This is a genomic window from Stutzerimonas stutzeri (genome assembly GCF_024448935.1).
In the GTDB taxonomy this organism is placed as follows: domain Bacteria; phylum Pseudomonadota; class Gammaproteobacteria; order Pseudomonadales; family Pseudomonadaceae; genus Stutzerimonas; species Stutzerimonas stutzeri_AO.
Window position 1 is genome coordinate 27,332 of record NZ_JAMOIE010000043.1, and the last position, 12,702, is coordinate 40,033.

The following is a 12,702-nucleotide window of genomic DNA, read 5'->3' on the forward strand; positions in this document are numbered from 1 at the left end:
GAGGACAAGGTTTATGGGTAAGAATGTCGTGGTCCTGGGCACCCAATGGGGTGATGAGGGCAAGGGCAAGATCGTCGATCTGCTGACCGACCAGGCGGCGGCCGTGGTGCGTTTCCAGGGCGGTCACAATGCGGGTCACACGCTGGTCATCGACGGCGAAAAAACGGTGCTGCATCTGATTCCGTCCGGAATTCTGCGTGAGAACGTCCAGTGCCTCATCGGTAACGGCGTGGTCGTGGCGCCGGATGCCCTGATGCGTGAAATCACCAAGCTCGAAGAAAAGGGTGTCCCTGTTCGCGAGCGCCTGCGCATCAGTCCAGCCTGTACCCTGATTCTGCCGTACCATGTCGCTCTGGATCAGGCGCGCGAAGCGTCGCGTTCCGAAGGCAAGATCGGTACTACGGGTCGTGGCATCGGGCCGGCCTATGAAGACAAGGTGGCCCGTCGTGGTTTGCGCATCGGCGACTTGTTCAATCCTGCGCGCTTCACGGTCAAGTTGCGTGAACTGCTCGAGTATCACAACTTCATTCTGCAGAACTTCTACAAGGTCGAGCCTGTCGATTTCCAGAAGACGCTCGATGAGGCGCTGGGCTACGCCGAAATCCTCCGGCCGATGATGACCGACGTCTCGGCGCGGCTGCACGAGTTGCGCAAGCAGGGTGCGCGCATCATGTTCGAAGGCGCGCAGGGTTCGCTGCTGGACATCGATCATGGCACCTACCCCTATGTCACCAGCTCCAGCACCACGGCAGGGGGCACTGCTACTGGTTCCGGTTTTGGTCCGCTGTATCTGGACTACATCCTCGGCATTACCAAGGCCTACACCACGCGCGTCGGGTCCGGTCCTTTCCCCACCGAGCTGTTCGATGAGGTGGGTGCTCGTCTGGCCGAGCGTGGCCATGAGTTCGGCTCGACCACTGGTCGCGCCCGTCGCTGCGGTTGGTTCGATGCAGTCATCCTGCGCCGCGCCATCGAGATCAACAGTGTGTCGGGCATCTGTCTGACCAAGCTGGATGTGCTCGATGGGTTGGAAACCATTCGGATCTGCGTCGCATACAAGGATCGCAACGGTGAACTGCTGGTAGATGCGCCGACCGATGCGGACAGCTACCAAGGCCTGCAGCCAGTATACGAAGAGCTGCCTGGCTGGAATGAATCCACCGTCGGGGTCAAGTCGCTCGAGGCTCTGCCCGCTAACGCGCGTGCTTACATCAAGCGTATCGAGGCGCTTGTCGAGGCGCCGGTCGACATCATTTCCACCGGGCCGGACCGCAACGAGACCATCGTGCTGCGTCATCCCTACGCCTGATCACTGCTTGAAACAAAAGACCGCCCTCGGGCGGTCTTTTTTGCCACGCGGCGGTCTAAATGGCGGCCAAGTGATCAGGGTTAGCGGGCTGTTGCGTGTATTTGAGCGTAGGCAGAAACAAAAAAACCGAGCCAGTGGCTCGGTTTTTTCTGAAGAGTGGTGCCCAGGAGAAGACTCGAACTTCCACGATGTTGCCATCGCTAGGACCTGAACCTAGTGCGTCTACCAATTCCGCCACCTGGGCACATTGCGATGATTGCTCACCGACTTATGTCGATTGTTGGTCAAGGCCGACAAACCTTGTGTCAGTGAAACGCTCGCTATCGCCAGTGTCTCATCGGATAAATGGTGCCCAGGAGAAGACTCGAACTTCCACGGTGTTGCCACCGCTAGGACCTGAACCTAGTGCGTCTACCAATTCCGCCACCTGGGCACTGCAAACGATGATACTTCGTCGTTTCCGTGATACAACGTCTACCAGACATTGTGGGCGCGAACTATACGGGTGAGGTTATGCCTTGTAAAGCCCAGCAAAGGAAAAATAATTCGCGTGAAAGCTGCCGTCGGACGGCGTTTCGCGCTTCAATAGACATAGGGCGTTCTGCCTTTATAAATGAATGAAAGGTGACATCTCTTAATGGCCGATTGGCAATCCCTCGATCCCGAGGCCGCGCGTGAAGCGGAAAAGTACGAAAACCCCATCCCCAGCCGCGAATTGATACTCCAGCATCTGAGCGAGCGCGGCTCGCCAGCGGCCCGTGAGCAGCTGGTGGAAGAGTTCGGATTATCCTCCGAAGATGACATAGAAGCTCTGCGCCGCCGTTTGCGCGCGATGGAGCGTGACGGTCAGCTGATCTATACCCGGCGTGGCACCTATGCCCCGGTGGACAAGCTGGATCTGGTTTGCGGTCGCATCAGCGGCCATCGCGACGGCTTCGGTTTTCTCATCCCTGATGATCGCAGCGATGATCTGTTCTTGAGTCCGGCACAGATGCGTCTGGTGTTTGATGGCGATCGCTGTCTGGCTCGCGTGGCCGGGCTTGATCGCCGCGGCCGACGCGAAGGTGCAATCGTTGAGGTCATCGGTCGTGCCCACGAAACCATCGTAGGCCGCTACCAGGAAGAAAGTGGAGTCGGCTTTGTGATGGCTGATAACCCCAAGATCCAGCAGGAAGTGCTGGTCACGCCGGGTCGTTCCATGGGTGCCAAGCCGGGTCAGTTCGTCGAGATCAAGATTACCCACTGGCCGACTCAGCGGTTTCAGCCACAGGGCGACGTGGTCGAAGTGATCGGTAACTACATGGCGCCCGGCATGGAAATCGACGTTGCGCTGCGCAGCTTCGACATTCCGCATGTCTGGCCGGAGGCGGTAAAACGCGAAGCCGCCAAGCTCAAGCCGGAAGTCGAGGAGAAGGACAAGCAGAAGCGCGTCGACCTGCGCCACCTGCCGTTCGTCACCATCGATGGCGAGGATGCGCGTGACTTCGATGATGCCGTCTACTGCGAGAAGCTCAGTGGCTGGAAGCTGTTTTCCGGCGGTTTCCGCCTGTACGTGGCGATCGCCGATGTCTCGCACTATGTAAAGGTCGGCTCTGCGCTGGATCAGGAAGCTGAAGTACGTGGCACCTCGGTGTATTTCCCCGAGCGGGTCGTGCCAATGCTGCCGGAAGAGTTGTCGAATGGGCTCTGCTCGCTGAATCCGCATGTCGACCGTCTGGCGATGGTCTGCGAAATCACCCTGAGCAAATCGGGAAAGATGACGGATTACCAGTTCTATGAAGCGGTGATCCATTCCCACGCACGCCTGACCTATAACAAGGTCAGCAGCATGCTTGAACAGCCGTCTTCGGCTGAAGGCAAACGCCTGATCGGCGAGTACGGTGAAGTGCTGCCCGACCTCAAGCAGCTCTATGCGCTCTATAAAGTGCTGCTCAAGGCGCGGCATGCCCGCGGGGCGATCGACTTCGAGACGCAGGAAACCCGCATCGTTTTCGGCGCTGGTCGCAAGATCTCGGAAATCAAGCCGACCGAGCGCAACGATGCGCACAAGCTGATCGAGGAGTGCATGCTATGCGCCAACGTGGCCACTGCACGCTTCCTTCAGGATCACGACATTCCGGGCCTGTATCGTGTGCATGATGGTCCGCCCCTGGAGCGTCAGGAAAAACTCCGGGCATTTCTCGGCGAGTTGGGCCTGACCCTGCACAAGGGCAAAGAGGGGCCAACGCCCAAGGATTACCAGGCGCTGCTGGAGCACGTCCAGGGGCGTCCCGACTTCCATGTGATCCAGACGGTAATGCTGCGCTCCCTCAGTCAGGCCGTCTACAGTCCTGACAACCATGGCCATTTCGGCCTGAACTACGAGGCGTACGCGCATTTCACATCGCCGATTCGCCGCTACCCCGATCTGCTGATCCATCGGGCGATCCGCAGCGTGATCCGCTCCAGGCGCGACACCTCGCACGTTCGCCGGGCGGGCGCGACCAGCATGCCCAAGGCGCGCATCTACCCGTATGACGAGGCCGCACTGGAGCAACTGGGCGAGCAATGCTCGATGACCGAGCGCCGCGCCGACGAAGCGACCCGTGACGTGGTGAACTGGCTCAAGTGCGAGTTCATGAAAGACCGGGTCGGAGAGAATTTCCCCGGCGTCATCACGGCCGTGACCGGCTTCGGGCTGTTCGTCGAACTGACCGATATCTACGTCGAAGGGTTGGTGCACGTGACGGCGATGCCGGGCGACTACTACCACTTCGATCCGTTGCATCATCGCCTGTCCGGCGAGCGCAGCGGTCGCAGTTTCCGTCTTGGCGACAGCGTCGAGGTGCGGGTCATGCGTGTCGATCTCGATGAGCGCAAGATCGACTTCGAGTTGATTGGCGGCGGCAGCAAGACCGGAGCCGGCGAGCGCGGAGCCTCGGACGGCCGCGGCGCGCGTAAAGACGGTCGCGGCAGGAAAGGCGCTGATGCGTCTTTGTCGAAGGGCAATGAGTCGCTCAGCGATGATGTGCGCAAGAGCCGTGAGATCAAGAAGGCTCTGTTGGGCGACGCCAAGGCAGGCAAAACCTCGAAGAGCAAGCCCAAGCGCAGCGGCTCGAAACCGAAGGCGGCCGCCGGCAAGGCCGCGCCGAAGCCCGAGGGCGCCGCGCCCCGTAAGCGCAAGGCCAAACCGTGAGCGATCTGGAAAAGGTTTATGGTCTTCATGCCGTCGAGGCGTTGCTTCGCCATCATCCGAAGCGGGTCAAGCAGATCTGGCTGGCGGAGGGGCGGGATGATCCGCGCGTGCAGAAGTTGCTCCAGCTGGCTGCCGAGTCGAAGGTTCGAGTGGGCCAGTGCGAGCGCCGCGAAATGGACGCCTGGGTCGAGGGCGTGCATCAGGGCGTGATTGCTGACGTCAGTCCCAGCCAGGTGTGGGGCGATGCCATGCTTGAGGAGCTGCTCGATCGCACCGAAGGCGCGCCCCTGTTGCTCGTGCTCGACGGCGTCACAGACCCGCATAATCTAGGGGCCTGCCTGCGAACGGCCGATGCCGCCGGCGCGCTGGCCGTGATCATACCCAAGGATAAGTCCGCGACGCTGAACGCTACGGTGCGCAAGGTGGCCTGCGGTGCTGCCGAAGTCATCCCGCTGGTAGCCGTCACCAATCTCGCTCGGTCGCTGGAAAAATTGCAGCAGCGCGGTTTGTGGGTCGTCGGTACGGCTGGAGAGGCCGAGCAGGAGATTTACGATCAGGATCTCAGTGGGCCGATCGTCATGGTGATGGGGGCCGAGGGCAAGGGGATGCGGCGCCTGACCCGTGAGCACTGCGATTTCCTGGTGCGCTTGCCCATGGGTGGCAGTGTCAGCAGTCTCAACGTCTCCGTCGCTACCGGGGTTTGCCTGTTCGAGGCCCTGCGTCAACGGCGCTCGGCTCGCCCCGCGAGCTAGCGTCTTCTTCGCCGGGCCTGTTCTGTTAGGACCATTGCTCTGTAGCGGAAACGGATCGTTTTCGCTGCGGTCAATTGTCCGTTCTGATTCTGACGCTCGAGCCGTCACTATTACTGGTTTGACTGGGCGTCGGTCGTAGACCTGGCGCCAGCTTTTGATCGCGGCCAGCGCCAGGCTCGCATCACGGAGGTGGTATGCCGCAACGCCCGTCTTTCGAGGCTCTGTTCAGGGTTTCGCCCAATGCCTACCTGTTGCTCGATCCCGACCTGGTGATTGTGGATGCGAACGCGGCTTACCTGAAACTCACCGCACGCAGTATCGAGGAAATCGCTGGGCGGCGAATTCAGGACGCGTTTGCCGCCGACCCGCAATTTCCCGAATCGACTCATGTCGACGAACTCCTCGACTCCTTTGCTCGGGTCCTGCGTACGAAGGCGTTGGATACCTTGCCGGTTATCCGCTATTCGATCGCGGTCAGCTCCGGCAACGGTGCGGCATATGAGGACCGCTACTGGAGCGCGACGCACACACCGTTGCTGGATGATAAGGGTGAAGTCATCGCCATCCTTCAGCACACCGTGGACATCACCGAGCTGCAGCAGCTGAAGGACTCCTTGCGCTCGACTCAGTCCGCTGGTCAGCCGGCGCAACAGATCGAGGCGGCGATCATGTCCCGGGCGCGGTTCATCCAGGATGAAGGCAATCAGCTGCGCCGGTTGTTTGCCCAGGCGCCTGGTTTCGTCTGCTTTCTGCGTGGTCCCGAGCATGTGTTCGAGCTGGTCAACGAGGCGTATCAACAGCTTACCGGCCACCGCCAGCTGCTCGGCAAAGCTGTGCGTGACGGGCTGCCCGAGCTGCAGGGCCAGGGTTTCATCACGCTCCTCGATGAGGTGTATCGCACCGGCGAACCCTACATCGACAGAGGCATGCGAGCACTGCTACACCGTCGTCCAGGTGCCGAACCGGAGGAGGTGTACGTCGATCTGGTGTTTCAGCCGATCATCGAGCGCGACGGCCGAACGTCCGGTATTTTCGTGCTTGGCAGCGACGTTACCGAGCAGCATCGCAGCCAGCAGGCGTTGCGTGAGCATCGCGAACATCTCGAAGAGCTGGTGCGTGAGCGCAGCCGCGAATTGCTCGACAGCGAGTCCGCACGTCGCACCGCCCAGGCAGCCTTGATGCAAGCGCAAAAGCTTGAGGCTGTCGGCAAGCTCACCGGGGGCATCGCGCATGATTTCAACAACATGCTGCAGATCATCGGCGGCAATCTGCAGTTGCTACGTCGCAACCTGAGCGGTGACGAAACGGCTCAGCGGCGGCTGGAGTCGGCTGCGGGCGGTGTAGAAAAGGGTGCTCGTCTGGCCTCGCAGCTGTTGGCCTTCGCAAGCCGTCAGCCGTTGCAGCCCCAATCTGTGGATGTCGGTGAACTGCTCGGTCAGATGAGCGAATTGCTCAACGGTGCCCTGGGGCGCGCCGTGCAGGTTGATGTCGAGGTCGAATCAGGCCTGTGGCCAGTATTTGCCGATGTCGGCAATCTGCAGGCGGCGATACTCAACCTGGCCGTCAACGCACGCGATGCGATGGGCGATGGCGGGACGCTTAGGCTGCGCTTGCGCAACCGTAGCCTGGACGCCGCTCAGCTCGCGGGACAGCCCGGCGCCGATCCCGGCCCGTACGTTGAGCTTGCGGTCATCGATGAGGGAGAGGGCATGCGCCCGGACATCCTCGAGCGCGCATTCGAGCCATTCTTCACTACGCGCAAGGACCACAATGCGTCTGGCCTTGGTTTGAGCATGGTCTATGGCTTCGTCAAGCAGAGCGGCGGATTCGTTGTGCTGGAAAGCAACGAAGGCGAGGGTACGTCGGTCCGGGTCTACCTGCCGAGCCGCGATGCGCTGGAGCAGCAGGGGGCGCGTGTAGCAGCGATTTCAGAACAGTGCGACTCGGCAACAGTTTCATCCGGGCAGATCGAGCCGACATGCGCGTCAGGCCTGAGAATTCTGTTCGTCGAGGATGATCCGACGCTGCGCATGCTCACCGGAGAAGTCATGGACGAGCTGGGGCACCAGGTCAGCCTCTGCGAGTCGGCCGAGGCTGCGCTGAAGCAGCTCGGGCAGCATCCATTCGACGTGCTGCTTACCGATGTCGGCCTGGCTGGCATGAGCGGTCTCGAGCTGGTCCGTGAGGCCAGGTCGCGCGATGCCAGCCTGAGTGTCGTCATTGCTTCGGGCTACGCCGTCGATGCGCGGGACGTGGGGCTGGACGACCTGCGCATCATGCTCAAGCCCTACGATATCCACCAGGTCAGATCGTTGCTCGAAAGCATTCAGGCCGAACGGGCCATCGCAGGGCGTAGCTAGCCGTTGGTTGGTTAACTATTCACCCTATTCACCAAATCGCCTTGCGCGGTCGTCCGGGCTTCTCTAGAATTGCGCCCCTTGCCCGGATGGCAGGCGTTTGCGCGCCTCTCTGGCTGGCAAGTCAACATAACTGATTCACTCCTTGCCTGATCCGCGTTGTGCGGCAGGCTGCAACCCGTAAGGAGCAACAATGCGTCATTACGAAATCATCTTTCTGGTCCACCCCGACCAGAGCGAGCAGGTTGGCGGCATGGTGGAGCGTTACACCAAGCTGATCGAAGAGGACGGTGGCAAGATCCATCGTCTGGAAGACTGGGGTCGTCGTCAGCTGGCTTACGCCATCAACAACGTCCACAAGGCCCACTACGTGATGCTGAACGTTGAGTGCAGCGGTAAGGCACTGGCTGAGATGGAAGACAACTTCCGCTACAACGACGCCGTCATCCGTAATCTGGTCATCCGTCGCGACGAAGCCGTGACTGAACAGTCCGAGATGCTGAAGGCTGAGGAAAACCGTAGCGAGCGCCGTGAGCGTCGTGATCGCCCTGAATCTGACTCTGCCAGTGACAATGACAGTAACAGTGACAGCCGCGACAACAACGCTGACGAGTAATCCACGGACCTATTGAGGAGCCTATTTCATGGCACGTTTTTTCCGTCGTCGTAAGTTCTGCCGTTTCACTGCAGAAAACGTGAAAGAGATCGACTACAAGGATCTCAATACGCTGAAGGCCTACATTTCCGAAACCGGCAAGATCGTTCCTAGCCGTATCACCGGAACCAAAGCACGCTATCAGCGCCAGCTGGCTACCGCTGTCAAGCGCGCCCGCTTCCTGGCCCTGCTGCCCTACACCGACAGCCACGGCCGTTAATCGAACTGTTAGACAGACGTAAAGGATAGATCGCATGCGCGCCCTGGCTGAGTTCATCATGCGCGGCCGTATGCAGGCAATTGTTGTTGTGGCTGGCTCTGCAGCGCTGCCGATGTTGTTCTGGTTGTCTGCTGCGGCGGGAAGCCTGGTGTTGCTGCGTCGCGGGTTGAATGACGCACTGGGCGTATTGGTATGGGCTGTATTGCCCGCGCTGGTCTGGTGGTATTTCGGTGATCCGCGGACATTGCTGGTGCTGCTGGGGTCGTTCGGGTTAGCGCTGTTGTTGCGCAACCAGGGCTCCTGGTCCCGGGTGATGCTGTGTAGCGTAGGGCTCGGGTTGTTGTATGCCTGGGCGCTGGGAATGGTTTTTGGCGAGCCAATTGCGGCACTCGCCACCGAGTTGCAGAAAGTACTACCCGACATGTTGTCGGATGTCTATCAGCAGCTTTCGGTGGATGAGCAGGCCCGGTTGGGAGCATTGCTGGCACCGGTTCTGACCGGTTTATTGGCAGGGCTACTGCAGATCACCACGCTGCTCAGTCTGATGCTCGGTCGGTACTGGCAGGCATTGTTGTACAACCCCGGTGGCTTTGGTCTCGAGTTCCGGTCGCTGCGCTTCTCAGCGTTGCCTGCGATGGTGTTGTTGATGGCTATGCTGCTGGGACCGAGTCTCGGTGTGCAGGTGGCGATGCTGGCACCGTTGTGCAGTGTTCCGCTGGTGTTTGCCGGCATCGCGCTGATGCACGGGCTGGTCGCAAAGAATCGGATGTCTCGGTTCTGGCTGGTGGGTCTCTACGTCACGCTGGTGCTGTTCATGCAGTTGATTTATCCGTTACTGGCCGTTGTGGCCATTGTCGACAGCTTGTTTGATTTTCGCGGTCGGGCATCTCGTGATGACGATGCCGGACCTGCGAACGGTGAAGGTTAAGTTAAAGAGGTAAGACTCAAATGGAAGTCATCCTGCTGGAAAAAGTCGCAAACCTGGGCAACCTGGGCGACAAGGTAAACGTCAAGTCTGGTTACGGCCGCAACTATCTGCTGCCGCAGCGCAAGGCTACTGCTGCAACTGCCGCCAACGTCGCCGAGTTTGAAGCTCGCCGTGCTGATCTGGAACAAGCTGCTGCTGATCGCAAGGCTTCTGCCGAAACTCGCGCTGCTCAGCTGGCTGAACTGGAAGTCACCATCACCGCTACCGCGGGCGATGGAGGCAAGCTGTTCGGTTCCATCGGTACTCACGACATCGCTGACGCGCTGACCGCCTCTGGCGTGGAAGTGGCGAAGAGCGAAATCCGTCTGCCAAACGGCACCATCCGTCAGATTGGTGAGTACGACGTTGCTGTGCACCTGCACACCGACGTTGAAGCGACCGTAAAGCTGATCGTGATCGCTGGCTGATACCAGCTACCGTCTGGCACCTCTGGTGCCTGACGGTTACCATCGGGCACGTTTCCACGCGAGTGGAACGTGCCCTTTGTTTTTTCTGAATGCCAAGAATTTCGAGTGCCATGAACGACATCAGTGTGCCCCGGCAATACGACCTGGAAACCGCAGCGCTCAAGGTGCCGCCACATTCCATCGAGGCCGAACAGGCCGTGCTGGGCGGCTTGATGCTGGACAACAATGCGTGGGAGCGCGTGCTGGACCAGGTGTCGGATGGCGATTTCTACCGCCATGACCACCGACTTATCTTTCGCGCGATTTTCACCCTCGCCGAGCGCAACTTCCCGTTCGACGTGGTGACGCTTTCCGAGCAGCTGGATAAAGAAGGGCATCTGCCGCAGGTCGGCGGGCTGGCGTATCTGGGTGAGCTCGCAAAAAACACCCCGTCGGTTGCGAACATCAAGGCCTACGCGCAGATCATTCGTGAGCGCGCGACTTTGCGTCAGTTGATCGGCATCAGTAATGATATCGCTGACAGCGCCTACGCACCGCAAGGACGTACGGGGGACGAGATCCTCGACGAAGCCGAGCGGCTGATCTTCCAGATCGCCGAAGCGCGGCCCAATACCGGTGGGCCGGTAGGCATCAATGACATTCTGGTCAAGGCCATCGACCGGATCGACTCGCTGTTCAATGCGGGCGAGGCCATTACCGGCCTGTCGACCGGCTTTGCCGATCTGGACGAGGCGACCAGCGGCCTGCAGCCGGCTGACCTGATCATCGTGGCCGGTCGTCCTTCCATGGGCAAGACCACCTTCGCGATGAACTTGGTGGAGAACGCCGCCTTGCGCTCCGACAAGGCGATCCTGGTCTTCTCGCTGGAAATGCCTGCCGACTCCATCGTGATTCGTATGCTGGCCTCCCTTGGCCGGATCGATCAGACCAAGGTGCGGACCGGTAAGCTCAGCGACGACGACTGGCCGCGGCTGACCTCGGCGGTCAACCTGCTCAACGATCGCAAACTGTTCATCGACGATACCGCCGGTATTTCGCCTTCGGAAATGCGCGCGCGCACGCGACGTCTGGCCCGGGAGCATGGCGAAATCGGCATGATCATGGTCGACTACCTGCAGTTGATGCAGGTTCCTGGTTCCAGTGGCGACAACCGAACCAATGAGATTTCCGAGATCTCCCGCTCGCTGAAAGGCCTGGCCAAGGAATTCAATTGCCCGGTCATCGCGCTGTCCCAGCTCAACCGCTCGCTTGAACAGCGCCCCAACAAGCGTCCGATCAACTCGGACCTTCGTGAATCCGGCGCTATCGAGCAGGACGCCGACATCATCATGTTCGTCTACCGGGACGAGGTTTATCACCCCGAAACGGAATACAAGGGCGTCGCCGAAATCATCATCGGCAAGCAGCGTAACGGTCCGATCGGGACCACGCGTCTGGCGTTCCTTGGTAAATACTCTCGCTTCGAGAACCTGGCGCCGGGCAGTTACCAGTTCGATGACCAATAACCGAGATGCCCAGCCGCTTGCGGGCCTGACAGAAAGCGCCGGACAATAACGGCTCACTCCTGTCCTGAAGGGCTTTCCATGCGTCCCCTGGTTGCTACGGTCGATCTTGCCGCGCTTCGTCACAACTATCAGCTGGCCAGACAGTGCGCTCCCGGGCGCAAGGCCTTCGCCGTGGTCAAGGCTGACGCTTACGGGCATGGTTCGCCCGCGGCAGTCGAGTGTCTGCGCGAGGTGGCGGACGGGTTCGCCGTGGCGTCGCTGGAAGAGGCGGAGCAGGTTCGATCGGTCGATTCGAACGCGCGGCTATTGTTACTCGAAGGCTGCTTCGAGCCGAGCGAATATGTGGCAGCGGCCGAGCTTGGGTTGGACGTCGCCGTTCAAGGCGAAGCTCAGCTGGACGCGCTGCTGGCTGCACATATCGAGCGGCCGTTGAATCTGTGGCTGAAGCTCGACTCCGGTATGCACCGCTTAGGTTTCAGCGCCGATGCATTGCGCCACGCCCATGCTCGCCTGCAAGGCGCGGCGCAGGTTGCAGAACTCAATTTGATGAGCCATTTCGCCTGTGCCGATGAGCGGGGCCATCCACTCAACGAGGCGCAGCTGGAGCAATTCACTGGTCTGCTGGATCTCGAATTCGACAACCGCTCATTCGCCAACTCCGCCGCTGTTCTGACCATGTCTGCGGCACACATGGATTGGCTGCGCCCCGGGATCATGCTGTACGGTGCTTCGCCATTCGCCGATTTGAGCGCGGAAACGCTTGGCCTCAAGCCTGTTATGACGTTAACCGCTGCGATCATCGCAATCCGCGAGGTTGCCGTGGGCGAGTGCGTTGGCTACGGGGCCGGCTGGGTCGCGCAGCGGCCTTCGCGCATCGCCACGGTCAGTTGTGGTTATGCCGATGGGTATCCGCGCACCGCGCCGCCCGGGACGTGCGTGGCGATCCGGGGCCAGCGTGTTCCGCTGGCTGGTCGGGTCTCGATGGACATGCTCACGATCGACATCACCGATCTGCCGCCCGCAAGCCTTGGTGATGCAGTGGAGTTATGGGGCAATCAGATCCCCGTCGACGAACTGGCGCAGGCCTGCGGCACCATCGGCTACGAGCTGCTGACCAAGGTTACCCAGCGCGTGCCGCGGCGGTATGTAGGTTAAAAGTCGACAAAAGCGCTGGAGGCTGGACGGCTGGACGGTAAGAGCCCGCTTCATGCTACAGGCCAAAGCTTGACAGCCACTCCGGACAATCGGCCACACTCTCCAGCCTCCAGCCTCCAGCCTCCAGCCTCCAGCCTCCAGCCTCCAGCCTCCAGCCTCCAGCCTCCAGCCTCCAGCCT

Annotated in this window: 10 protein-coding genes and 2 tRNA genes; 10 read left to right on the top strand and 2 right to left on the bottom strand. The window is 60.4% G+C overall.

Annotation, left to right across the window (positions count from 1 at the left end):
- Positions 1–13: 13 nt before the first annotated feature.
- Complete coding sequence (locus NA637_RS13580; protein WP_256072874.1) at positions 14–1,309, top strand: adenylosuccinate synthase; 1,296 nt, start codon at positions 14–16, stop codon at positions 1,307–1,309.
- Between the two features lie 157 nt (positions 1,310–1,466).
- Here the strand turns inward: NA637_RS13580 and NA637_RS13585 are convergent.
- Positions 1,467–1,553 (bottom strand) — tRNA-Leu (locus NA637_RS13585).
- 102 nt (positions 1,554–1,655) lie between these two features.
- A tRNA-Leu gene (locus NA637_RS13590) sits at positions 1,656–1,742 on the bottom strand.
- A gap of 204 nt (positions 1,743–1,946) precedes the next feature.
- Here NA637_RS13590 and rnr point away from each other — a divergent pair.
- The 9 genes from rnr (at position 1,947) to alr (ending at position 12,523) form a co-directional block, all read left to right on the top strand.
- Positions 1,947–4,484 (top strand): ribonuclease R, encoded by a 2,538-nt coding sequence (gene rnr / locus NA637_RS13595; protein ID WP_256072876.1) that lies wholly within the window; start codon positions 1,947–1,949, stop codon positions 4,482–4,484.
- Positions 4,481–5,236, top strand: coding sequence for a 23S rRNA (guanosine(2251)-2'-O)-methyltransferase RlmB (gene rlmB, locus NA637_RS13600; RefSeq protein WP_256072878.1), 756 nt, complete (start codon positions 4,481–4,483; stop codon positions 5,234–5,236). Before rnr ends, rlmB begins: the two co-directional genes overlap by 4 nt.
- 194 nt (positions 5,237–5,430) lie before the next feature.
- Positions 5,431–7,596 carry a PAS domain-containing sensor histidine kinase gene (locus NA637_RS13605; protein ID WP_256072891.1) on the top strand — a complete coding sequence of 722 codons (2,166 nt, stop codon included), beginning with the start codon at positions 5,431–5,433 and terminating at the stop codon, positions 7,594–7,596.
- Positions 7,597–7,786: 190 nt separating this feature from the next.
- Entirely contained in the window at positions 7,787–8,209 is a 423-nt protein-coding gene (gene rpsF, locus NA637_RS13610) for a 30S ribosomal protein S6 (protein WP_256072893.1), read from the top strand.
- A gap of 28 nt (positions 8,210–8,237) precedes the next feature.
- Positions 8,238–8,468 carry a 30S ribosomal protein S18 gene (rpsR, locus tag NA637_RS13615; RefSeq protein WP_256072895.1) on the top strand — a complete coding sequence of 77 codons (231 nt, stop codon included), beginning with the start codon at positions 8,238–8,240 and terminating at the stop codon, positions 8,466–8,468.
- A gap of 34 nt (positions 8,469–8,502) precedes the next feature.
- Positions 8,503–9,396 carry a hypothetical protein gene (locus NA637_RS13620; RefSeq protein ID WP_256072897.1) on the top strand — a complete coding sequence of 298 codons (894 nt, stop codon included), beginning with the start codon at positions 8,503–8,505 and terminating at the stop codon, positions 9,394–9,396.
- A 20-nt stretch (positions 9,397–9,416) separates the two neighbouring features.
- Positions 9,417–9,863, top strand: a complete 447-nt coding sequence (gene rplI / locus NA637_RS13625; RefSeq protein WP_256072899.1) for a 50S ribosomal protein L9 — start codon at positions 9,417–9,419, stop codon at positions 9,861–9,863.
- A 110-nt stretch (positions 9,864–9,973) separates the two neighbouring features.
- A complete protein-coding gene (gene dnaB, locus NA637_RS13630) occupies positions 9,974–11,368 on the top strand; it encodes a replicative DNA helicase (protein ID WP_256072901.1) in 1,395 nt (464 codons plus the stop codon).
- 78 nt (positions 11,369–11,446) lie between these two features.
- The gene (gene alr / locus NA637_RS13635) at positions 11,447–12,523 is read left to right on the top strand and encodes an alanine racemase (protein ID WP_256072903.1); all 1,077 of its coding nucleotides are present in this window, start codon (positions 11,447–11,449) and stop codon (positions 12,521–12,523) included.
- Positions 12,524–12,702: the final 179 nt, after the last annotated feature.

Bases quoted from the DNA above. Each gene is read 5' to 3' on its own strand.
- rplI (WP_256072899.1), top strand. From the start codon at position 9,417: ATGGAAGTCATCCTGCTGGAAAAAGTCGCAAACCTGGGCAACCTGGGC.
- alr (WP_256072903.1), top strand. From the start codon at position 11,447: ATGCGTCCCCTGGTTGCTACGGTCGATCTTGCCGCGCTTCGTCACAAC.
- dnaB (WP_256072901.1), top strand. From the start codon at position 9,974: ATGAACGACATCAGTGTGCCCCGGCAATACGACCTGGAAACCGCAGCG.
- rpsR (WP_256072895.1), top strand. From the start codon at position 8,238: ATGGCACGTTTTTTCCGTCGTCGTAAGTTCTGCCGTTTCACTGCAGAA.
- rpsF (WP_256072893.1), top strand. From the start codon at position 7,787: ATGCGTCATTACGAAATCATCTTTCTGGTCCACCCCGACCAGAGCGAG.
- NA637_RS13605 (WP_256072891.1), top strand. From the start codon at position 5,431: ATGCCGCAACGCCCGTCTTTCGAGGCTCTGTTCAGGGTTTCGCCCAAT.
- NA637_RS13580 (WP_256072874.1), top strand. From the start codon at position 14: ATGGGTAAGAATGTCGTGGTCCTGGGCACCCAATGGGGTGATGAGGGC.
- rnr (WP_256072876.1), top strand. From the start codon at position 1,947: ATGGCCGATTGGCAATCCCTCGATCCCGAGGCCGCGCGTGAAGCGGAA.
- NA637_RS13620 (WP_256072897.1), top strand. From the start codon at position 8,503: ATGCGCGCCCTGGCTGAGTTCATCATGCGCGGCCGTATGCAGGCAATT.